Raw genomic sequence first — 20,477 nt, 5'->3', positions numbered from 1 at the left:
GAACACGGCGCGTCGTCGGAACAGTGGCGGTGGAAACCACTCGCCGGATCTCGGTGTGGCCGTCTAGCGTGGGGGCATGACCCTGCCGCGAATCCCCTCACCCGGCGTTCCCGGCCTCTGCTCACCCCCGGAGGGCATGGCAGTGTCCCTGCGGGGGATCGTCAAACGCTACGGTGCCCTCACGGCCGTCGACGGGGTGGATCTGGACGTGGAACCGGGCATTGTTCTGGGACTGCTGGGACCCAACGGGGCTGGGAAGTCGACCACGATGCGCATGCTCACCGCACAGAGCCGCGCCGATGCGGGAACGATCCACGTTCTCGGCCACCCCGTGCCTGCCCGCTCGAAACAGGCTCGCGCCCGGATGGGCGTGGTACAGCAGCACGACAACCTGGACGAGGAACTCACCGTGCGGGAGAACCTCGCCGTGTTCGCCCACCTGTACCGGGTTCCGCGCCGGGACCGGGCGGCCGCGGTGGCACGGGGGCTGGAGTTGGCGCGCCTCACGGACCGGCGGGATACCCGCGTGGGCAAACTCTCCGGGGGCATGCGCCGCCGCCTTCTGATCGCCCGGGGACTGGTCCACGAGCCCCGACTCGTTCTCCTCGACGAACCAACGGTCGGGCTCGATCCGCAGATCCGGCAGGAGCTGTGGCTGCTGATCACACGACTGCGTTCGGAGGGGGTCACCGTGCTCATGTCCACGCACTACATCGAGGAGGCGGAGCGGCTCTCCGACGAGGTCGCGCTCATGGCACGGGGGCGTGTCGTCGAGCGGGGCGTTCCCGGCGAGCTCATCGCCCGGCATGCTGGTTCCACTGTGGAGGAGTTTCCCCAACCGCCGGCGCAGATCCAGGAGCTGGAACACCTACTGCACGGCCAGGGTTTCACCACGCGCCGCACCGGGGCCGACCTGTCGGTGATGTCCGCCGAACATCTCCCGGACTCATTGCGGGACCGGCTGGGGCGGGGCAAACCCCGTGCCAGCACGTTGGAGGACGTGTTCGTGACCCTGACCGGAGAGCGCATCGAGTGAGTACCAGTACATCATCCGACCAGGCCGGCACCGAGACCGAGCGGGGGCCAGACCCCGCGGACCGGGCGGGGCCGACGCCACCGCCCCGCTGGTTCGAACTCGCCGCGGTGCGGGCCGTGTTGACCCGCGAGTGGGCCCTGTACCGGCGGACCTGGGCACCGAACACCTTCGCCGCCGTTGTGGAGCCGGTGATCTTCCTGCTCGCCTTCGGGTTCGGACTCGGTTCCCTGGTGGGGGCGATCGGAGGATACAGCTACATCGAGTTCATCGGGACCGGCATCGTCGCGATGTCCGTGCTGTTCATCTCGTCCTTCCCCGCTCTGATCGAGACCTACGTACGGCGGGTTTACCGGCACACCTACGACGGCATGCTGGCCACCCCGGTGGACATCCGGGAGCTGGTGACCGGGGAGGCCACCTGGCTGGCGACCAAGGCGGGAGTGTACGGATGCAGCCCCCTCCTGGTGGCGATGTTGTTCGGGCTGTCCCCCACACCCACCATGGTGTTCGTTCCGTTCATCGGGTTTGTGACCGGATTCGGGTTCGCGCTCATGGGCATTTGGATGTCCGCGGTGATCCCTACCGACAAGATGATGGACTACGTGATTTCCGGAGTGATTACACCGGTGTTCCTGATCGCGGGCACCTTCTTTCCCTTGGATGACTTCCCCAGCTGGGTGCAGGTCCTGGCGCAGGTGAACCCGCTGTACCACACGGTCGAGCTGGTGCGTCATGCTGCGTTCGGGATCCAGCCGATCACCGACCTGCTGCACCTGGGGGCGCTGCTGGTGTTTGTCGTGCTGATGTGGGGTCTGGCCGTGTTCCAGATGCGGCGGCGCCTGGTCGATTGAGCACGGTGGTGCGTGTGGGTCAGTCTTCCCGCCACTCCAGTAGGCGTTCGGGGGCGAGTCTCGCCTCGGGCTCGAACTCCACCGGGCTGGGCAGGTCCGCGCTGTCCGGGTCGTTCTCGTGCCACCCCTGGCCGCCGCCGACCTCGAGCAGCAGGCGCTCTTGGTCGGGATCCAGCAGAGCGAACTGGATGCCATGTGGTGTGGCCGGTGCGAGCATTTCGATGTCCGCCGAGGAGCGATCCTCCCCAAGGATGACCCGAACGGCCGAGCCGTAGGTTCCGGCGAGTGTGGATTCGGTGTCCGTGTCCCGTGTGTACAGCAGCGCCGTGTGGTCGTCGACCATGTGGGCGAGTTCGAAGTTGCGCCGGGTTCCCTCGCCATCGTCCAGCTGCATCGACATGTCGGTAATACTGGCCGCCCGGGTCAGCTGGAGGGTGCTGCGCTGTGCGACCCCCAGTTCGAGTTCGGTGGTGCCGGTGGCCCGAAGCAGTTCCCCCTCCTCGGAGATACTCCAGTCGTCACCGGGAGCGTCCTCGGTGTCGAAGGTCTCGACGAGTTGCGGGGGTTCCTCGGGGGCGTCGGGGGAGACTTCGAGGATCTCCATGCCGCCCTGCCCGAATCCTGGGCTTTCTGCGGTGACCCAGATGGTGTCGTCCTCCGGGTTGAACCGCGCCTCGGTGAAGCGCTGCTCCTCCTCGCTGTAGGTGGCGTCCGGGGGTTCCACCATTGTGGTCTCGACGTACCCGCTCTCCTCGTGCGCGTAATCGGCGATATAGAGCTCTCCACCGGACGCCCAGGTGAACATGGTCCAGTCCGTGGAGAAGGACTGGCGGTTGGCTGCCCGATCCGGAAGGGAGTACTCCGCGGTCACCGCCCCCGAGTCCGGATCCATCGTGACCAGGTCCCCACCGTCATGCAGGACGATCCCGGACAGCGGGGGTGCGTCCGGCATCTCCCCGCCTTCGGCGGCGTCACCGCCGCATCCGGTGACAGCCAGCAGGGACAGCAGGGCCGCGGGGACTGCGGGGCGAACGAACGGAGATGTGCGCATGCGTTCCTCACCGGGGGCCGAGGGCACGGGGCGGGGGCGACGGATGCCGGAGACAGCCGCGCATCCCGCACTGGGGGACATGGGGCATATCTGCTCGATGTCGATGGTATTCCGGCCCCGGCGGGTGGCAAAGGCGAACGCTAGTTTCCGCTGGGAGCCCAGCGCACCTCGAGGGTCGTGGTGTCGGTATTCTCCTCGGCACTGTGGGTCAGTACCGCTCCCATGGCGCCCATGTCCGTAGAGTCCTCGACACTGGGGTCCCCTTCGGTCAATGACACGAGGTCCAGGTAGGCCGCACCGATCGCCTCGTCCAAGTGTGGGGTGACCACGTCGAACATGGCGGCGTCGCGTAGCTGCCCACCGCCGGTGTCCCCGTTCTCCACGACCGTGGTGTCGCCCTCGGGGGAGACCTGCGGGGGCTGGCCACGGGTCTCTGCGGTGAGGATCTCCTCCAGGAGTTCGGCATCGGCGTCTGTGGCCCGAATCTGGAAGGTGGGATCCTCCTCGTCGTAGGGTGTGTAGCTGCCCTGGGGAGCCTGGTCACCGAAATCCGTGATGCCCACCGCAATCTCGCTGCCCAGCATGCGAGTGAAATCCTCCGGAAGATTCACTCCGTAGTGGTCGGTCCATCCTCCGAGGGACGATGATCCCGGGCCGTCCTGGAAGAGTTCCGGGTTGTCCTCCCAGAATGTGCTCGCGAGCTCGTCCAGCCCACTGCCACCCACGGCTGCCACGGATCCTGCGGGGAGTTCGCCGAGGCTGGTGACACCCTGGGGAGCTTCGGCCAGGTCCGCCGAGCTGATGCCTTCCACCACGAAATCGACCAGGTCGCTGCGGAACTCGAGATGGTCGCCCTGGATGTGTAGGGCCATCACAACCCGCCCACTCAGGTCCGCATAGGGGTCGTAGGGTTCGTCCGCGGGCGAGATCCACGTGGCGCCGTCGAACGGGTCCTCGTCGAAGGGGTCCTCGTCGAAGGGGTCCTCGTCGAAGGGGTCCTCGTCGAACGGGTCGCCGCCGAAGGGGTCCTCATCAAAGGGGTCGCCACCGAAGGGATCCTCGTCGAACGGGTCGCTGCCCGGCATGCCCCCCATTCCGAACAACAGATCGTCGAGCAGGGTTTGGACCGCGCTCAGGTCGGCCCAGCCGGTAGCCAGAGCGGTGTCACCGATCCGGTCGATGTCCCGGGCGAAGCGCTCATCGTCCGCCAGCACCCCGGAGGACTCCACCTGCTCGTCATAGTCCTCCAGGAGCTCCGGCGCGGTGGTCATGACTGCGAAGTCACCACGAAACCCGTAGTGGAACTCCGACTCGTTCGCCTCGATCTCGTCCAGGGTGCGGACAGCGGCCGCCTCGTCGTCGACGGCAACCACGTTGGCCAGTCCCACACCGTGCTCCTGGGAGAGCGCCGTGTCCTCAAGGACCCAGACCCCGGTCCCGAACTGTTGCCCGACCCAGGGCTGAACGTCCTGCTCGTAGTCCAGATAGTCGAACTCGGAGAAGTAGGGGTCCAGCACCTCCGCGTCCTCGTCGTCCAGCACTTCCTCCCGCATCGACTCCGGAAGCCGATCCGCGAACTCCAGGTAGTCACTGATCTGGGTCGCCGACGGTTGTAGGTCCACCTTCCCGAAGGCCGCGGTCGAGGCGGGCAGCACGTCCGCGGGTTGCGGGCTCCGGAAAACCGTGTCGGCCACGGTCACGGAAGCCCACACGGTGCTGGCCAGCAGCACCACGCCGAGCCCAGCCGCCACGGGAACCATCCACAGCCGACCCCCGCCGGCGGACGAGCCGTAACCCGGCGGGGGGCCGGGCGGTCCCGGCGGGTACGGCGCGGAGTACGGCGACTGGGGATGGGGCAGCGACATCGTCGATCCTTTGCGTGACTGCTGGCTCACGCAAACCCTACCCGTGTTTGTCCGGATTTGTGGGGTGTGGGTCCCTGGCCTGGTTCGGCCGTGGCTACTTTGCCTTCTCGAATTCGACCCCGCTGTATGTGGCGAGTTTGCGCAGCTGGTGTTCGCTACGCAGCCGACGGATGGTCCCGCTCCGTCCCCGCATCACCAGGGAGTCGGTGCTGGCCCCACCATCCTCGTAGCGCACCCCGGACAGCAGCTCTCCGTCCGTGATCCCCGTGGCTGCGAAGAACACGTCCTCGGATCCCACGAGGTCCGTGGAACGCAATACGCGACCGGGGTCGTGCCCAGCGGCTTCGGCCGACGCGCGTTCGGCGTCGTCCTTGGGCCACAGGCGAGCCTGGATCTCCCCGCCCAGGCACTGGATCGCACAGGCGGCGATGATGCCCTCAGGGGTGCCTCCGATCCCCAGCAGGAGGTCCACTCCGGTCCCGGCCTGGGCCGCCATGATCGCCCCGGCCACGTCGCCGTCCGTGATGAACTTGATCCGGGCGCCGGCCGCACGTACCTCGCTGACGATCTGCTCGTGGCGGGGACGGTCCAGAATCACCACGGTGACATCGTGCGGATTTCCGCCCTTGGCCTGTGCCACGGCGTGAATGTTGTCGCCGATCGGCGCGGTGATGTCCACCGAGCCGGCGGCGGCCGGACCAACGACGAGCTTCTCCATGTAGAAGACCGCGGAGGGGTCGAACATCGCGGTTCGTGGAGCCACGGCCAGCACCGAGATCGCGTTCGGCATCCCCTTGGCGGTGAGCCGGGTTCCGTCGATCGGGTCCACGGCCACGTCGCACACCGGACCGGCGCCGTTCCCGACCTGCTCACCGTTGAACAGCATCGGGGCCTCGTCCTTCTCCCCCTCCCCGATGACGACGACACCATCCATGGAGACGGTGCTGATCAGATGCCGCATTCCCCGCACGGCGGCCCCGTCCGCGCCGATTTTGTCGCCCTTCCCGACCCACCGTGCGGCGGCGAGCGCGGCAGCCTCGGTTACCCGCACCAGATCCAGGGCGAGGTTACGGTCGGGGGCCTCGTCGCGGGTCGCAGACGACGAGCTGTTCTCGGTCATGGCAGGGTCCTTCGACGGTTGGTTCACGAACGTAGGAGTCGCGGTGCATATTGTCACCCATACCCCTGCTGCGGTGGCGTAGTGCCCCCGGTGCGCCGCCGTGGCCAGGAGGGGTAACCCGGGCCGCGGCCGCGCCTCTCCACGAGCCGACCCGCATACGTGTCCCCCGTGGCTCGCATAACCTCGGTCGGGTACAGGTCGCCTGAGGAATCGAGCACGACGTGTCGCAGATGCAACGAACCGCGGGACCATCACAGCGAGGCACTGAGACGCGGCAGGCGCTGCTCCGAGCGGCGGCGCAGGTGTTCCACACCGTGGGATTCTCCCGCGCCGGGATCACCGAGGTGGTGTCCCGGGCCGGAGCCAGTGTGGGAGGGCTGTACCACCACTTCACCGGCAAGGCAGACCTGTTCCTGACCCTGCACGAGGAGTTCCAGCACCGTCAGCAGGACCGTACCCACCGGGCGGTGTTCCAGGCACGCCAGGAAGGGGAGACGAACCCCACCCGACTCATGAACCTGGCGGCCCGTGCCTACCTCGAGGGTTGCATCGTGGAGCGGGACACCGCCTGGTTGTTCTTCAGCGGTGACAGCCCCCCGGGATTCGACGCCTCGATGCGAACCCGGCTGCGGGAGTGGACCAGCAGGAACGCAGCCCTGTTCCGCAAGGCCGACGAACCGGTGGACGAAGGACTGCTTATGGTGGTGAGCGGGGCGATGATGTTGGCCGTGACCGAAGTCGTCCACCGTGAGGACCGTACGGAGGCCCGTCGTCTCGCAGACAACGTGATGGCCGTGCTCGCGCGTCTGGAGGGGGACGGGCACGGACAGACACCGACCAAGCAGGGCTGAGCGACTTTGCAGACCACAGACCGTTCCGGGGCCGGCGCCGGCCGCACCTATGGGACCTACCTCAACTACATCGTTGCCGTGAGTGCTCTTGGGCTGCTCATGGTCGCGATGGTTGCCTTCGTCAGTTGGCGACAGGAGCACACCCTCCCCAGCGTCGATTACCAGGCGGATCTCGCCGCACTCGTCGACCTCGCCGACTACCAGGTCTATGCCCCGGACCCCGCGGAGGTTCCCGAGGGCTGGACGCCGACCAGCTCGCGCCTGCACAGTGCCGAGGACCGCCAGAACGGTGCGTCCCCCGCCCCGGTGACCGAGAGCACCGAGCACACCGGAGTCGACACCGGCGATCCGGGCGCCGACGACGCGGCGCCCGAACCAGAGGCGCAGGTGGCCGGCGACACGGCATCCGAAGACACCCTGACCTGGGAACTCGGCTTCGCCACGGCCAGCGACGAGTATGCGGCACTGTGGATCAGCGACCGTGACCCCGAACCGTTTCGCGCACAGGTCACCGAGAACGGAACGAGCGACGGAACGACCGATATTGACGGGCGAACCTGGGAACGCACCATCAACGCCGACGGGGACCGCCGGTCACTGGTGCTGGCCCCCGGCGGCAACGACGTCACCGCTGACGCCGAGGACCGCCCGGCCACCATCGTTGTGACCGGGACCGCCGACTATGGGGAGCTCGAGGACCTGGCAACCGTGCTGAGTGCCCACGACAGTTCGGATGTTGCCGATATCGCCGAAGTTGGAACCGGGGACGCGGGGACGCCCTGAGTGGTCGTCCGTGGCCAGGAACGGACCCGACCTCGTGGCGACGTCCACTCGGGGGAGGAAGTCGAGGCGTGCCGAGCGCCCGCTCAGAACGGGGTATCCGCGGACGTCCTCTTTCCGGAATCCCCTCGACCCGCGGCTGCTTCGTCGGTGTTCTCCTCGTTCTCCGTGTCCGCCGCCATCGCCACCGCAAGCTTGGCCCGGGCCCCTTCCAGCCACTGCTCACAGGTGGTGGCCAGCCGCTCACCCCGCTCCCACAGCTCCAGAGACTCGGCCAGGGTGAGCCCGCCGGCCTCCAGTTGGCGCACCACCGCGGTCAGCTCGTCGCGCGCCTGCTCGTAACTGAGACTCGTCTCACCTTCGGGCGGGGTGTCTGTGTCGGCCCCGGCGGTATCCGGCTGCACGTCGTCGCTCATCCCACGCCTCTCCTCGGCTCCTCGTTGGTGGCTGTTGTGTCCACTACTCATCCTTGGACTCGGGGTGGGCCGTCCCCGCGGTCACCTCGAGACTGTCCCCGGCGAACCGCAGCCTCAGCCGCTCCTGTGGGGTGATCTCACTCGCGGAGCGGGCCACGGATCCGTCCGCACGCTGCACGATCGCGTAGCCCCGCGCCAGGGTCGTGCGTGGCGACAGTGCCTCCAGCCGGGCCCGGGTGTGTTCCAGGTCACTCTCCGCGCGGGCCAGTTCGGTGTGCACGCAGCGCCGTGCCCGGTCCCGCAGGCCGAGAATCTGCTCGGTGCGACGGTCGATTTCGTGCAGCGGGCTCGCCAACACTGGCCGGGAACGCAGGTCCGCCAGCCACGCCCGCTCCCGTTCCAGGCCTCCGGTGATCACCCGGCGAGCCCGCTGGCGCAGCTGTGCGATCAGCTCGAACTGTTCCCCGACATCGGGCACCACCCGCTTGGCTGCGTCGGTCGGGGTGGAGGCCCGAACGTCGGCCACGTGATCCAGCAACGGTGCGTCCTGCTCGTGGCCGATCGCGCTCACCACCGGGGTGCGGGCCGCCGACACCGCCCGGACCAGGGTCTCGTCCGAGAACGGCAGCAGGTCCTCCATGGAGCCACCACCGCGCGTCAGGATGATCACGTCCGTGTCCGGATGGTCGTCGAGTTCCCGCAGCGCCTCCAGTACCTCGCCCACGGCCCGATCACCCTGGACCGCCACTTCCCGGACCTCGAACCGCACCGCAGGCCAGCGTCGCCGTCCGTTCTCCAGCACGTCGCGCTCCGCGGCAGAGTCCCGCCCGCAGACCAGCCCTACCACCGTCGGTAGGAACGGCAGGCTGCGCTTGCGGCTGTCCGAGAACAGCCCTTCGGCCGCCAGAGTCTTGCGCAGCTGCTCCAGCCGCGCCAGCAGCTCACCGAGTCCGACATGCCGGATCTCGGTCGCGGCGAGGGAGAACGTGCCGCGTGCCACGTAGAAGTCCGGTTTGGCGTGGACGACCACGCGTGCCCCCGGCTCCGGAGTCGGTGTCGTCGCGGTCACGACGCGACTGGGACACACCACCCGCGTTGACACGTTGGCCACCGGGTCCCGCAGGGTGATGAAAACCGTTTGACCCCTACGGTTCAGATCCGCGATCTGGCCCTCGACCCAGATCCGTCCCAGTCTCCCGATCCAGCCGCCGACAGCCTGGAGGACGGCACGGACGGGCTGCGGCGCCTCGGGGGAACTCTCCATACCCATGAGGCGACCCTAGACCAGGGCGGGGACAGGCCGGGGGCGCGCCGCGCCCCTCATGCCTCACCCGCCTCCAGTTTCGCGATTCGATTGTCGAACATGCGTACGAAGTTGGCCCGGTTCTCATGGGCAACCTCGTAAGCACGGAGCTGGCGTACCTCCTCCAGGCTCAGCTTGCGTAGCCGGGCTCGAACAGACGGCAGGCTCGCCTCCGGATAGTCCGGAAGCGCCAGACTCGACACGTCCGGGGCGGAGGCGGCCACGGCCGCTCCCTGTGCCGCGGCGAGGTCCGAGGAGGAGTCGGCAACGACCGTGGGGGTGTCGGCGTCCGTCAGCTCCTGGGCGATGGTGGCACGCTCGGTCTCGGACACCAGGTCATCCTGGCTGGCGGTCGATGCGACCGTGGCGGTCACTGTGTCCCCGTCCCCGTCCGCGTCCGCGTCCACCGGGCCGTCACCGGTGGACGAAGCAGTGGCCGTGTTCTCGGTGTCCTCGGTCGCGTCCGTGGCCGCAGCCGCCGGGTCCGCGTCCGGGCTGGGTGCCGGGTCAGCCGTGTCGGTGGTCTCGACTGTGCCAGCGGTCGTGGTTGTGTCGGTCGGTTCCGTACTCTCCGGGGTATCCGCAGCCTGCTTGGCGGAACCACGGATCCCGAACACGTTCTTGGCGACAGTGACGATGTGGTCGAAAAGTGTTGGCTTCGTCATGGACTTATGGGCTCCTGGTCGTCGTGGGATGCCGTATGGGGGTCAGGCAACCCGATCGTGCGGTGAATGTACCGTGTCAGCGCGACATCGCGAATTTCCGTTCCTCGTGCATCCGCAGGGTAACGGTGTCCCAGCCGCGACGCCTGGGTGGCCGAGGGCCGCGTCGTGGAGCATCGGCTGTCCTGGCCCGGCAGCGAGGAGTCCCTGCCCACATCAGCAGCCTCCCTTGGCCGCGCCCCGTACAGTGGATCTGGCAGCACTTCGCCGATACGGGGATTGTCCGTGCCCGTTGGAAGGAAACCATGACTGAGCGTCGCGTCCTGCTCGCCACTCCCCGGGGCTACTGCGCTGGGGTCGACCGTGCCGTCATCACCGTCGAGAAGGCCCTGGAGCAATACGGTGCTCCCGTCTACGTTCGTAAGCAGATCGTGCACAACACGCACGTCGTGCGCACGCTCGAGGAACGCGGTGCGATCTTCGTGGAGGACACAAACGAGGTTCCGGCCGGGGAGATTGTCGTGTTTTCCGCACACGGCGTCTCGCCGATGGTGCACGAGGACGCCGAACGGCGTCAGCTCAAGACAATCGACGCGACCTGCCCCCTGGTGACCAAGGTGCACAAGGAGGCCAAGCGTTTCGCCGCCGAGGACCGGGACATCGTCCTGATCGGACACACCGGGCACGAGGAGGTCGAGGGCACGAGCGGCGAGGCCCCCGAGCACATCCAGGTGGTGGAGAGCCCGGACGAGGTACACAAGGTTCAGGTCCGGGACCCGGACAAGGTGTCCTGGCTGTCGCAGACCACGCTGTCCGTCGACGAGACGACCCAGACCGTGGACGCGTTGCGGGAGCGGTTCCCGAATCTCCTCGACCCACCCAGCGACGACATCTGCTATGCCACCTCCAACCGGCAGGACGCCGTCAAGGCGATGGCCCCGCAGTGCGATCTCGTGATCGTGGTTGGCTCCGACAACTCCTCGAACTCGGTGCGTCTCGTCGAGGTGGCATTGGACGCCGGAGCTGGCGCCGCCTACCTCATTGACAGCGCGACACTTCTGGACGAGGAGTGGCTCGCGGGCGTGAACACGGTGGGGGTCACCAGTGGCGCCTCCGTCCCGGACCTGCTGGTGCGCGAACTCCTGGACCGCCTCGCCACACTCGGATATGACAGCGTCCAGGAAGTGCAGACCGCCGATGAGTCCCTGACCTTCTCCCTGCCCAAGGAACTGCGGCGGGACCTTCGGGCCGAGAGCACCCCCGAGAGCCGCTGAGAGCACCGTCGCCCAGACGGGAACCGGGAATACGTGCCACCTCCCCACGTCCGGGCTGGCCCGTTCCCACGGTCTGGGCCCACTCCCGGCTAGCCGGCGGCGGGCTCGGACTCGTCGTCGGACGGAGACTGGGCCCGACGCCGCAGCCGTGCGGCATTCAGTTCGTCCGAGAACTCCCGGATGTTGGTGGCCAGACCGCGGAACACCCCGATCACCAGGACAGCGGCGGTTCCCAGAAACAGCCACGGGGCGGCGTGGGCCAGCTGGGCTCCGAGCCCCATGAGGAGATTGCCCGTGGTGTGCTCGCTTCCGATCCCATGCGCCAGCTCGGCGAGCAACGCCCCCAGGAAGTACGCGAGCGGTGGGCAGACACTGAGCGTCAACAGGTCTGCGGGGCGCACGAACACAACCGCGAAGATCGCGGCTCCGAAAAAGCCAAGGCCCCCGAGCGTCGGTTGCCCAAGGAGCAACGCCGTCAGCGAGGACACGAAGCACACCACGATCATCAGCAGCACCGCGCCGCGACCGGTCATCCGCAGGGGGCGGTAGGCGCCCGGTCCGGCCACGACATGCGGACCAGGTGCGGGGCCCGGTTCGTCCCTGGACATCGTCCCTTGCTCCTCCGGGTGGGTCACACCGGCCAGTGTGTCACTCAACGTGGTCGAAACGCTGTTTCCGTTCCGGCCGTGTCGCCGTCCGATTCCATGCTCGCCGATCCCGGCGCGCCATCGGACGTGGTAGCTGTGTCTGTGCCTGCCCGCGCGTCGGTATCCGGGGTATCCGGCGTGCCCGCATCCGCATCCGTGGAGCCCGGGCCGTTTCCGAGTGCCGCCCCGAACAGTTCGGACCGGCCATCCTGGTGCCTCTGCCCCGCCGTGTCCTCCGCGTCCTCCTGCGTGTCCTCCAGTTCCGGGGCGGTGACTGGGCGTGGGCTGTCCGTCACTCCCGAGGGCTCGTCCAGCTCCTCCTCAACGAGTTGGAGATCATTGAAGCGGCGGGCCGTGACCAGGACCCGGCTTTCCAGGGAGCCCACGGTCTTGTTGTAGGCCGCGACCGTCCGCGACAGCGACTTGCCCAGGCCCTGGACGTGTTCTCCGAGGGTGGACAGTCGGTCGTGCAATTGTTTTCCGAGCTCGAACACGGCCCGGGCGTTCTCGCTGAGGGCCTCCTGCTGCCAGGCGTACTGCGCGGTGCGCAACAGGGAGATGAGCGTGGTGGGTGTGGCGATGTGAACCCGGTGCGCCATGGCGTGCTCAAGCAGGTCACCGTCGTGTTCGAGGGCAGGGGCCAGGAACGCCTCTCCGGGGACGAACAACACCACGAACTCCGGTGTCGGTTGCAGTGCCGCCCAGTAGGACTTGCGGGCCAGCGCGTCCACGTGCTGCCGGAGGTGCTTGGCGTGTGCGGCCAGGCGCTCGTTGCGGGCGTCCGGGTCCTCACACTCCACGGCCTCCAGATAGGCCGCCAGGGAGACCTTCGAATCGACCACGATGTTCTTGCCGCCGGCGAGCCGCACCACCATGTCCGGGCGCAGGGTTCCGTTCGCTCCCTCGGCGGTGACCTGCTCGTCAAAGTCGCAGTACGCAGACATTCCGGCGAGCTCGGCGACCCGACGCAGCTGGAGCTCGCCCCAACGGCCGCGAGCCTCAGGCCGGCGCAGCGCGGTCACCAGTGCCTGCGTCTGTTCCCGGAGCTCGCTCGACCCCTGCCGCATGAGCTCTACCTGCTTGGCCAGTTCGGCGTGTGCGGCACGACGCCCCGCGTCCCCTTCCCGCAACTGGTTCTCCACTCGGGAGAGCGTCTCGCGCAAGGGGGTCACCATGTGCTCCACCGCCTGACGCCGCTGTTCCAGATCGCTGCGGGCCTCCTGACCGGCAGCACGCAGTCGGCCCTCGGCCAGCTCGACCAGGCGTTGATGATTGGCATCCAGTGCCTCGTTCGACAGGGCGCGGAAGCGCTCAGTCAGCTGCTCTTCCACGTAGGAGGCGTGCTCTCGGGCGGCGCGAGCGTCCGCCCGCGCCTCGGCGCTCTGGCCACGGGCGATCAGCCAGCCCAGGAGCACACCGATCGCAATTCCCACGAGCAGCACAAGGATCACGTACAGCACATCCATGTCCCCATGCTCTCAGGAGCTGGCGACACCGCACGTCCAAACGCGCGTTACCTGTACCGGCTTCCGAAACACCGACGTATTCCGTTTCCGCCGGCCCAACCGCCCTTCGGACCGTAACGCCGCGCGGTGCGGCCACGGTGTGCTGGCTCTGGGGAGGGAACAGCGCCCTAACAGTCGGCCAGTGCCGTGCGCCACTCCGCGGCGGCGTCCCAGAAATGGGCGGGTGGCATCCCGGGAGCGAACAGCCAGAGTCGGGAGTGGTGATCCTCACGGGCCGTGATCGTGGTCCGAGGTGCGTACGGCGGCGCTCCTTCGAGATGGAACCAGACGTAGTGGTGCGGCTCCAACAGGGCCATGAGCCGCTCGGCAACCCCCAGCGCCGGCCGGACCTCGCAGAAGATCCAGGGGCGAAAGCTCCGCAGCAGCTCCAGGGCGCCCGCCAGGACCTCCGGTTCGGTTGCCTCGGTGTCGATTTTGACGATGGCCGGAACAACGGCCTGACGCTCCCGCCAGTGCGCCAGGGTATCGACCTCGACCTCCCGCCGCCCGATCTCCGGACGGTGGCCCGTGGCGAGCGAGTTCGAAGCGTCGCTGATCGCGGAGAGGCGCAGTGCGGCGGTACCCGTGTGGTTGCTCAGCGCCAGGGACAGCACCGTGTAGTCCAGACCGTTCTCCTCGGCGATCGTGCGGGCGACCGTGGCAACCTCCACCGTCGGTTCGAAGGAGAACACCGCCCGGTCGGAACGTGCGGCTGCGAGAGCCGAGTAGATGCCGATGTTGGCGCCCACGTCCAGCACCGCCCCGGAACGGGCATGTTCCACGGCAGCCAGGAAGCAGGCCAGACTCTCGGGTTCGTACCCGGCCAACCCACCGCGTTGCAGGTGCCGTGGTAACCACAGGTCTCCGGGAGCCTCCACCCGGATGGCGTCGGGCTGGTGCGGCGGCGTGACACCGCGCCGGGGCAGGGGGAGTTCGAACCGGCGCACTCGTGGGGGGAGGCGTGCCGGGTCGATTCCCCCGAACCGTTCCGGTAGGTGGACCCGGATTCGTCGCGTCGCCTCGCGAACGGCCGGGTGACGACGCACGAACGCACGCACGGGATCGGGATCTGGCAGCACCGGTGACTCCCCCCACCCAACGAACCTGGAACGCGTTGGCCAACCACTCTTCCAAGCGGTGGGACGACGCTACCGGCCGAAACGGCACCGATGCGGGAATTCCCGGAAAGTCAACTGCGGCATGGTCTCGCTCCTCAGGCGAAGATTCCGCCCAGGGCGGGGCGCTCACCATGGCCTCCCCGAATCGCCATAGCTTAGCCGAGACGCAGGTCAGGGCTGTGGAAGCACGTCGGTAGGGCTCCTGCCGGGCGTGTTCCGCCACACGTTTGAGCTTCCCGGCTCCCGGTGCCGGGTGCACAGGGCAGGCGCACACACCGCCTACACTCGCCAGGCGTGAGTCTGTCTATAGGTATCGTCGGGTTGCCCAACGTTGGCAAGTCCACGCTGTTCAACGCCCTGACCAAGAACGACGCCCTGGCCGCGAATTATCCCTTCGCGACCATCGAGCCCAATGTCGGTGTGGTCGGCGTCCCCGACAGTCGGCTGGACGTGCTCGCGCGGATGTATGACTCGGCGAAGGTTATTCCCGCTACCGTGACCTTCGTGGACATCGCCGGGATCGTGAGTGGCGCTTCCGAGGGTGAGGGGCTGGGCAACCAGTTCCTGGCCAATATTCGGGAGAGTGACGCGATCTGCCAGGTGATCCGGGTGTTCGGGGACTCGGACGTGACGCACGTGGCCGGAGATATCCGTCCCGAACGCGACATCGAGACCATCAATACCGAGCTGGTGCTCGCCGATCTCCAGACCCTGGACAAGGCGCTTCCTCGCCTGGAGAAGGAGGCGAAGCGCAATGCCCAGGACAAGGTGGCCCAGCACGCGCTTGCCGAGGCCCGCAGGGCACGGGATCTCCTGGACGGGGGAACCCCGCTGTCCGCGGGCGCGCAGTCGGCCGGTGTCGACATCGAGGCACTGCGCGAACTGCACCTGCTGACGGTGAAGCCGTTCCTGTACGTGTTCAATCTGGACTCCGCCGAACTCGCCGACACCGCGCTGCGGGCCAAGCTCTCGGAGCTGGTGGCCCCCGCGGAGGCAATCTTCCTGGACGCCAAGATCGAGGCCGAGCTCGCCGAACTCGATGCGGACGAGGCCGCGGAGCTTCTGGAGTCCATGGGGCAGACGGAGTCCGGACTGGACCAATTGGCCCGCGTGGGGTTCGCGACGCTCGGTCTCCAGACCTTCCTCACGGCGGGGCCCAAGGAAGCTCGCGCGTGGACCATCCGCCGCGGAGCGACCGCACCGGAAGCCGCCGGAGCGATCCACACCGATTTCCAACGGGGCTTCATCAAGGCGGAGGTGGTTGCCTACGACGAGCTCGTGGCGGCCGGCTCCCACGCTGCCGCGAAGGCCGCGGGTCGGGTCCGCATCGAGGGCAAGGACTACGTCATGGCCGATGGTGACGTCACCGAGTTCCGGTTCAACGTGTAAGCCCTGGTCACACGTCATGTGAATCGCCGCGCATCCGGGCCTGGGGGACGTCCGGTGCTTGGCAACAGATTCCCAGGTTGCGGGGGCCACCGCCCTCCAGAGATGCCGGAGCGGGGCGGACACCGAGAAGTCCGTGGTTCCGTGGTTGCGGGATGGTCAACCGGGATCGCCACGCGCACAACAGGCTTTGTATGCGTGGCGGCCTGCCACCGTTGACGTTTCCCTGGCGGTGCGGTTCCGCTCGGCCTACCTGCGGGCGTGCCACGAGGAACCCGGCACTCGGGGGTGAGCGCGCGGAGAGCGGGGCCAGGCGGCCCCGCTCGTTCCGGCCGATCTGCGCTGCGGCCACACCTGCTCTCCCGCGGCCCATCGGCCGCGACGGTGAGCCCCGCTAGTCGTGCTCCACTTCGGTGGTGGTCACGGCTACCTCCGAGCGCAGCGTGCGGTGCACCGGACATTTGTCCGCGATTTCCAGGAGTTTCGCGCGCTGGGTACGGTCCAGGTCCCCGAACAGGCGGATCTCCCGGACGATGTGATCCACCCGTCCGGAGGTTGTCTCGCACTCGGCACAGTCCGTGGCGTGGATGCGACTGTGTCGCAGGGTCACCGACACGTCCCGCAGTGGCCACTGCCGTCGTTGGGCATACATGCGAACTGTCATGGAGGTGCAGGATCCCAGCGCTGCGAGCAGCAGGTCGTAGGGGCCGGGGCCGGTGTTCGCCCCTCCGCTGGGGGTGGGCTCGTCGGCGATAAGCTGGTGTCGGCCCACGGTGACACGCTGGGAGTAGGGGCCGGGGCCGGTTTCGCGGACGGTGAGCTCGCCGGTGGAGGTGTCGTTGTCCGTGGTGGTGGCCTGGGGTGGCACGGCCGGACGCGCGACCTGTTCCAGGTAGCGCCCGGACCAGGTGGCGATGAGGTCGGCGACGAAGGCGGTGTCCGGTTGCTGACTCAACAAGTGGTCGGCGCCGTCGAGGGAGACGAAGGATTTGGGATGACGGGCCGCCTCGTAGATCAGGCGCGCACTGTCGATGCCCACCACCTCGTCCTTGGGCGCGTGCAGGATCAGTAGTGGGACCCCCAGTCCCGTGACACGTGCCGCCTGTCCACCAGAGCGCACGTCGAGATCCTCCAGTAGCTCCTGTCGGATGCGGAAGGATCGGCCAGAGACCCGCAGCCGGGCCTCTCCCGCGGAGCTGGCCTCCGGGTCGGGTTCCTCGAGGAGGTGTCCGAGGTGGGCCGGGTCCGCGGGAGCCCCGATCGTGACCACGGCGCGGGCCTCCGGGATCTGCGGTGCGGCTGCCAGGACCGCCGAACCTCCCAGGGAGTGTCCCACCAGGATCGACGGGGCGGCGTAGGTGTCCCGCAGGTAGTCGGCGGCACGAACGAGGTCGCCGAGGTTGGCCCGGAACTCGGTATTCCCGAGGTCTCCGCCGGACTGTCCCAGCCCGGTGAAATCGAACCGGAACACCGCGATTCCCCGTTCGGTGAGTTCGCGGGTGATCCGGTTGGCCGCGGCCGAGTCCTTCCCACAACTGAAGCAGTGAGCGAAGAGGGCCACGGCGCGTGGGGGGTCGTCGGGCTCCTCGAGTCGCCCAGCCAGCTTGGCTCCGCTGAGCCCGGGAAACGTCACCTTCTCGCTGCGTGCCATCCAGTGTCCCCTGTCATTTCTCGCATCGACGGATTCCCTGTCTCGCGGCGACTCGCGTCAACCCTAGGCCCCCAGCCTCGCTCGTTGTACCTCGGGGGCCGGACGCGGGGGTGTGACACACGCCGCCCGAAACACCGGAAACATTTGGTGCCGTCACTGCTTTGCTTGGGGTAGACCCGACTAGCAACGGAGCGACCCGGCTCCCGCCGCACCCAGCGTCGGTGCCGCCCAACCATGCGTAGCTACGACGATCGAGAGGGCAATGCGACGTGCGACTTACCGTGATCGGCTGCTCCGGTAGCTTTCCGGGGCCAACGAGCCCCGCCTCCTGCTATCTCGTGGAGGCGGGAGGATTCCGTCTCCTTCTCGACCTCGGTAACGGCGCCCTGGGGGCGCTACAGCGTCACGTCGACATGTACGAGATTGACGCCGTCTATCTCAGCCATCTCCACGCCGACCACTGTTTGGATGTGTGTTCCTACTGGGTCGCGCGCACCTATGCGCCGGACGGGGCCAAGCCCCGGATTCCCGTGTACGGCCCCGTGGGGGTTGCCGAGCACCTCGCCCGGGCGTACGGGATGTCCGAGGATCCGGGGATGACCGATACTTTCGAGTTTCGCGAGCTCACCCCGGGGGCGGTGGACATCGGGCCGTTCCGGGCTGAGGTCGGGGTCATGAACCATCCCGTCCTTGCCTATGCCATTCGGTTGGAGTACGGCGGGAAGAGCCTGACCTACTCCGGGGACACCGCCCCGTGCACCGAGCTTCGGCGGCTGGCACACAACACGGACCTGTTTCTCTGCGAAGCTTCCTTCCACGATCACGGTGAACGTCCGGAAAACGTGCACCTGACCGGGGTGGAAGCCGGGGAACACGCTCATGCGTCGAACGTTGGTCACCTGGTGCTCACCCACCTCGTGCCGTGGAACGACAACGCACGCATCCTCCGGGAGGCCCAGTCGGCCTTCCCAGGGCCTACGGAGTTGGCGCGCCCGGGGGCGAGCTATCAGGTGGGGGCGCTACGTACGGGATCGGTCCCAGACGGCCAACACCGCCGATAGGCTCGGGTCATGGCCCGATCCGATGGACGTACAGCACGTCAACTGCGCCCAGTCACTATTACCCGCAACTGGCTCAAACACGCTGAAGGCTCTGTGCTCGTGGAGTTCGGGGACACACGTGTGCTCTGTGCCGCTTCGGTCGAGGACGGAGTCCCCCGGTGGCGTCGAGGCACCGGGGAGGGTTGGGTCACCGCCGAATACGCGATGTTGCCCCGCTCGACGGACACCCGCGGTGCTCGGGAGTCGATCAAGGGAAAGGTCGGGGGGCGTACCCACGAGATTTCCCGCCTGATCGGCCGGTCACTGCGCGCGGTGGTGGACTTCAAGGCCATGGGGGAACACACGATCACGCTGGACTGTGACGTGCTCCAGGCCGACGGAGGAACCCGCACCGCGGCGATCACGGGTGCCTACGTCGCTCTCGCTGACGGGATGAACCATCTGCGCAAACAGCGCAAGCTGAAATCGAATCCGCTGATCGGATCCGTGTGTGCGGTCAGTGTCGGCATCGTTCAGGACCAGCCCCGGCTGGACCTGAACTACCTGGAAGACTCGGTCGCAGACACGGACATGAATGTGGTGCAGACCGGGGACGGGAATTTCGTCGAGGTGCAGGGCACCGCTGAGGGAGCCACGTTCGACCGGGACCGCCTGGACTCCCTGCTGGATCTGGCCACCGAGGGCTGTGTCGAGCTCACCACACTCCAGAAGAAGGCCCTGTCCGGATGAGCACCATCGTTCTCGCGACACGCAACACCAAGAAGGTTCCGGAACTTCGGGCCGTGCTCGCGGAACAGGGACGGACCGTGGAGATTCGTACCCTGGCGGAGTATCCGGATGCCCCCGAGGTTGTGGAGACCGAGCCCACCTTCGCCGGCAACGCCCGGCTGAAGGCGCGCGCCGTCGCAGTGCACACCGGGCTGCCCGCCGTTGCCGACGACTCCGGTTTGTGCGTGGACGAGCTGAACGGCATGCCGGGTGTGCTCTCGGCCCGGTGGTCCGGGCAGCTCGGAGCGGCCACAGGCGACATCGACGACGCCAATCTCCGACTCGTGTTGGACCAGATGGCGGATGTCCCAGGGGAACGCCGAGGGGCCAGATTCGTGGCGGTCATCGCTGTGGCCATTCCGCAGGAGGGCAGTGCGGACCCCGCCGAACACGTGGTGGACGGCACTCTCGAAGGCCAACTGTTGACCGAACCCCGTGGTGCGAACGGGTTCGGATACGATCCGATCTTCGTTCCCGCGGGAGAGAACCGAACCACGGCCGAACTCTCGGCCACGGAGAAGAACGCAATCAGTCATCGAGGTATCGCTCTTCGCCGCCTCAGCAAACGCCTGTCCGAGGTGCTGTAGCCCGCAGGATGGGCCGGGGCGGCACCAACGTCTCCCGGTGGGGAATAGCGCGCTCAACCACGGCGTTGGCATGACCGTACGGGGTGGCCATCTCCGGAGGCTGGGCTGGAACACGAAGTCGTCCTGGCCCGGAGTCCGGTGGTCCAAGCGATGGGGCGATCTCGGGCGTGGCTCGTGCCGCCACTCCGGCTGGCCCGATCGAGCTTCGAGCTTCGATTTGACGACAGTCCGGGGCGACCATAGAGTTACATGCCGTGCCGTGGGGCGGGGAGGCTGTTCCAGCCGCCGCACCGAACCACGGAGTCCTTCGGAATAGTCACCACAAGCCCACTGTTGGGCGTACTGACTATTTCCGAGACGATCTATCCGGTTTTCGGTGTTCTGTACTGAGCACTCGGACGCCTGGGATAGAATCGGAAACGATCCGAACGGGCGTTCTTTCGGAAGGTATTCCGGCGGGGCGCATTGTTCGGAAGCCACACTTTGAAATGTGCCCCTGGACGGGCTAGCATTTCAAGGGCACACCGAAACTCCGGTGTGCGGGC

Annotated in this window: 19 protein-coding genes; 9 read left to right on the top strand and 10 right to left on the bottom strand. The window is 67.6% G+C overall.

The annotated features are described in order from the left end of the window. Positions 1-136 precede the first annotated feature (136 nt). Both RIF23_RS17715 and RIF23_RS17710 read left to right on the top strand, forming a co-directional pair. Complete coding sequence (locus RIF23_RS17715; protein WP_310913707.1) at positions 137-1,036, top strand: ABC transporter ATP-binding protein; 900 nt, start codon at positions 137-139, stop codon at positions 1,034-1,036. Continuing rightward, on the top strand, positions 1,033-1,887 hold the full coding sequence (locus RIF23_RS17710) for an ABC transporter permease (protein ID WP_310913706.1): 855 nt from the start codon (positions 1,033-1,035) through the stop codon (positions 1,885-1,887). Before RIF23_RS17715 ends, RIF23_RS17710 begins: the two co-directional genes overlap by 4 nt. Before the next feature lie 19 nt (positions 1,888-1,906). Here RIF23_RS17710 and RIF23_RS17705 read toward each other — a convergent pair whose 3' ends face one another. From RIF23_RS17705 to glpX, 3 genes are all read right to left on the bottom strand, one after another. Beyond that, positions 1,907-2,938 carry a hypothetical protein gene (locus tag RIF23_RS17705; RefSeq protein WP_310913705.1) on the bottom strand — a complete coding sequence of 344 codons (1,032 nt, stop codon included), beginning with the start codon at positions 2,936-2,938 and terminating at the stop codon, positions 1,907-1,909. Between the two features lie 140 nt (positions 2,939-3,078). Beyond that, entirely contained in the window at positions 3,079-4,689 is a 1,611-nt protein-coding gene (locus tag RIF23_RS17700; protein WP_310913704.1) for a hypothetical protein, read from the bottom strand. 208 nt (positions 4,690-4,897) lie between these two features. Continuing rightward, positions 4,898-5,923 carry a class II fructose-bisphosphatase gene (glpX, locus tag RIF23_RS17695; protein WP_310913703.1) on the bottom strand — a complete coding sequence of 342 codons (1,026 nt, stop codon included), beginning with the start codon at positions 5,921-5,923 and terminating at the stop codon, positions 4,898-4,900. A gap of 230 nt (positions 5,924-6,153) precedes the next feature. On the opposite strand from glpX, the gene RIF23_RS17690 reads away from it, so the two are divergent. Beyond that, positions 6,154-6,774 carry a TetR/AcrR family transcriptional regulator gene (locus tag RIF23_RS17690; RefSeq protein WP_310913995.1) on the top strand — a complete coding sequence of 207 codons (621 nt, stop codon included), beginning with the start codon at positions 6,154-6,156 and terminating at the stop codon, positions 6,772-6,774. A gap of 6 nt (positions 6,775-6,780) precedes the next feature. Next, a complete protein-coding gene (locus RIF23_RS17685) occupies positions 6,781-7,557 on the top strand; it encodes a DUF4245 domain-containing protein (RefSeq protein WP_310913702.1) in 777 nt (258 codons plus the stop codon). 83 nt (positions 7,558-7,640) lie between these two features. Here RIF23_RS17685 and RIF23_RS17680 read toward each other — a convergent pair whose 3' ends face one another. From RIF23_RS17680 to RIF23_RS17670, 3 genes are read right to left on the bottom strand one after another with little or no spacing between them, the layout of a single operon-like run. After that, entirely contained in the window at positions 7,641-7,970 is a 330-nt protein-coding gene (locus RIF23_RS17680) for an exodeoxyribonuclease VII small subunit (RefSeq protein WP_310913701.1), read from the bottom strand. A gap of 43 nt (positions 7,971-8,013) precedes the next feature. After that, the gene (gene xseA / locus RIF23_RS17675) at positions 8,014-9,240 is read right to left on the bottom strand and encodes an exodeoxyribonuclease VII large subunit (RefSeq protein ID WP_310913700.1); all 1,227 of its coding nucleotides are present in this window, start codon (positions 9,238-9,240) and stop codon (positions 8,014-8,016) included. Positions 9,241-9,290: 50 nt separating this feature from the next. Further along, entirely contained in the window at positions 9,291-9,938 is a 648-nt protein-coding gene (locus RIF23_RS17670; RefSeq protein WP_310913699.1) for a hypothetical protein, read from the bottom strand. Between the two features lie 302 nt (positions 9,939-10,240). On the opposite strand from RIF23_RS17670, the gene RIF23_RS17665 reads away from it, so the two are divergent. Beyond that, positions 10,241-11,209 carry a 4-hydroxy-3-methylbut-2-enyl diphosphate reductase gene (locus RIF23_RS17665; RefSeq protein ID WP_310913698.1) on the top strand — a complete coding sequence of 323 codons (969 nt, stop codon included), beginning with the start codon at positions 10,241-10,243 and terminating at the stop codon, positions 11,207-11,209. Between the two features lie 89 nt (positions 11,210-11,298). Here the strand turns inward: RIF23_RS17665 and RIF23_RS17660 are convergent, their stop codons facing one another. The 3 genes from RIF23_RS17660 to RIF23_RS17650 form a co-directional block, all read right to left on the bottom strand. Then, complete coding sequence (locus tag RIF23_RS17660) at positions 11,299-11,817, bottom strand: DUF6542 domain-containing protein (RefSeq protein ID WP_310913697.1); 519 nt, start codon at positions 11,815-11,817, stop codon at positions 11,299-11,301. Positions 11,818-11,861: 44 nt separating this feature from the next. Further along, positions 11,862-13,322, bottom strand: a complete 1,461-nt coding sequence (locus RIF23_RS17655; RefSeq protein ID WP_310913696.1) for a DNA recombination protein RmuC — start codon at positions 13,320-13,322, stop codon at positions 11,862-11,864. Between the two features lie 167 nt (positions 13,323-13,489). Then, on the bottom strand, positions 13,490-14,440 hold the full coding sequence (locus tag RIF23_RS17650; protein ID WP_310913695.1) for an FkbM family methyltransferase: 951 nt from the start codon (positions 14,438-14,440) through the stop codon (positions 13,490-13,492). A 333-nt stretch (positions 14,441-14,773) separates the two neighbouring features. On the opposite strand from RIF23_RS17650, the gene ychF reads away from it, so the two are divergent. Continuing rightward, on the top strand, positions 14,774-15,868 hold the full coding sequence (gene ychF, locus RIF23_RS17645) for a redox-regulated ATPase YchF (protein ID WP_310913694.1): 1,095 nt from the start codon (positions 14,774-14,776) through the stop codon (positions 15,866-15,868). A 391-nt stretch (positions 15,869-16,259) separates the two neighbouring features. Here ychF and RIF23_RS17640 read toward each other — a convergent pair whose 3' ends face one another. After that, a complete protein-coding gene (locus tag RIF23_RS17640) occupies positions 16,260-17,516 on the bottom strand; it encodes a bifunctional alpha/beta hydrolase/OsmC family protein (protein ID WP_310913693.1) in 1,257 nt (418 codons plus the stop codon). Between the two features lie 269 nt (positions 17,517-17,785). On the opposite strand from RIF23_RS17640, the gene RIF23_RS17635 reads away from it, so the two are divergent. The 3 genes from RIF23_RS17635 to rdgB are packed head-to-tail and all read left to right on the top strand — an operon-like array spanning position 17,786 to position 19,932. Beyond that, positions 17,786-18,577, top strand: a complete 792-nt coding sequence (locus tag RIF23_RS17635) for an MBL fold metallo-hydrolase (RefSeq protein WP_310913692.1) — start codon at positions 17,786-17,788, stop codon at positions 18,575-18,577. Between the two features lie 9 nt (positions 18,578-18,586). Beyond that, a complete protein-coding gene (gene rph / locus RIF23_RS17630) occupies positions 18,587-19,306 on the top strand; it encodes a ribonuclease PH (protein WP_310913691.1) in 720 nt (239 codons plus the stop codon). Then, positions 19,303-19,932, top strand: coding sequence for an RdgB/HAM1 family non-canonical purine NTP pyrophosphatase (rdgB, locus tag RIF23_RS17625; protein ID WP_310913690.1), 630 nt, complete (start codon positions 19,303-19,305; stop codon positions 19,930-19,932). The genes rph and rdgB overlap by 4 nt, the downstream gene beginning before the upstream one ends. Positions 19,933-20,477: the final 545 nt, after the last annotated feature.

Source organism: Lipingzhangella rawalii (assembly GCF_031628175.1).
GTDB classification, from domain to species: domain Bacteria; phylum Actinomycetota; class Actinomycetes; order Streptosporangiales; family Streptosporangiaceae; genus Lipingzhangella_A; species Lipingzhangella_A rawalii.
Note: the sequence above shows the minus strand (reverse complement) of the source record. Positions and strands in the feature narration are given on the sequence as shown.

Excerpts from the sequence above, each read along its gene's own strand:
- xseA (WP_310913700.1), bottom strand. The coding sequence starts at position 9,240 with ATGGGTATGGAGAGTTCCCCCGAGGCGCCGCAGCCCGTCCGTGCCGTC.
- rph (WP_310913691.1), top strand. The coding sequence starts at position 18,587 with ATGGCCCGATCCGATGGACGTACAGCACGTCAACTGCGCCCAGTCACT.
- RIF23_RS17715 (WP_310913707.1), top strand. The coding sequence starts at position 137 with ATGGCAGTGTCCCTGCGGGGGATCGTCAAACGCTACGGTGCCCTCACG.
- RIF23_RS17670 (WP_310913699.1), bottom strand. The coding sequence starts at position 9,938 with ATGACGAAGCCAACACTTTTCGACCACATCGTCACTGTCGCCAAGAAC.
- rdgB (WP_310913690.1), top strand. The coding sequence starts at position 19,303 with ATGAGCACCATCGTTCTCGCGACACGCAACACCAAGAAGGTTCCGGAA.
- RIF23_RS17680 (WP_310913701.1), bottom strand. The coding sequence starts at position 7,970 with ATGAGCGACGACGTGCAGCCGGATACCGCCGGGGCCGACACAGACACC.
- RIF23_RS17660 (WP_310913697.1), bottom strand. The coding sequence starts at position 11,817 with ATGTCCAGGGACGAACCGGGCCCCGCACCTGGTCCGCATGTCGTGGCC.
- RIF23_RS17665 (WP_310913698.1), top strand. The coding sequence starts at position 10,241 with ATGACTGAGCGTCGCGTCCTGCTCGCCACTCCCCGGGGCTACTGCGCT.
- RIF23_RS17705 (WP_310913705.1), bottom strand. The coding sequence starts at position 2,938 with ATGCGCACATCTCCGTTCGTTCGCCCCGCAGTCCCCGCGGCCCTGCTG.
- RIF23_RS17655 (WP_310913696.1), bottom strand. The coding sequence starts at position 13,322 with ATGGATGTGCTGTACGTGATCCTTGTGCTGCTCGTGGGAATTGCGATC.
- RIF23_RS17640 (WP_310913693.1), bottom strand. The coding sequence starts at position 17,516 with ATGGCACGCAGCGAGAAGGTGACGTTTCCCGGGCTCAGCGGAGCCAAG.
- glpX (WP_310913703.1), bottom strand. The coding sequence starts at position 5,923 with ATGACCGAGAACAGCTCGTCGTCTGCGACCCGCGACGAGGCCCCCGAC.
- RIF23_RS17690 (WP_310913995.1), top strand. The coding sequence starts at position 6,154 with ATGCAACGAACCGCGGGACCATCACAGCGAGGCACTGAGACGCGGCAG.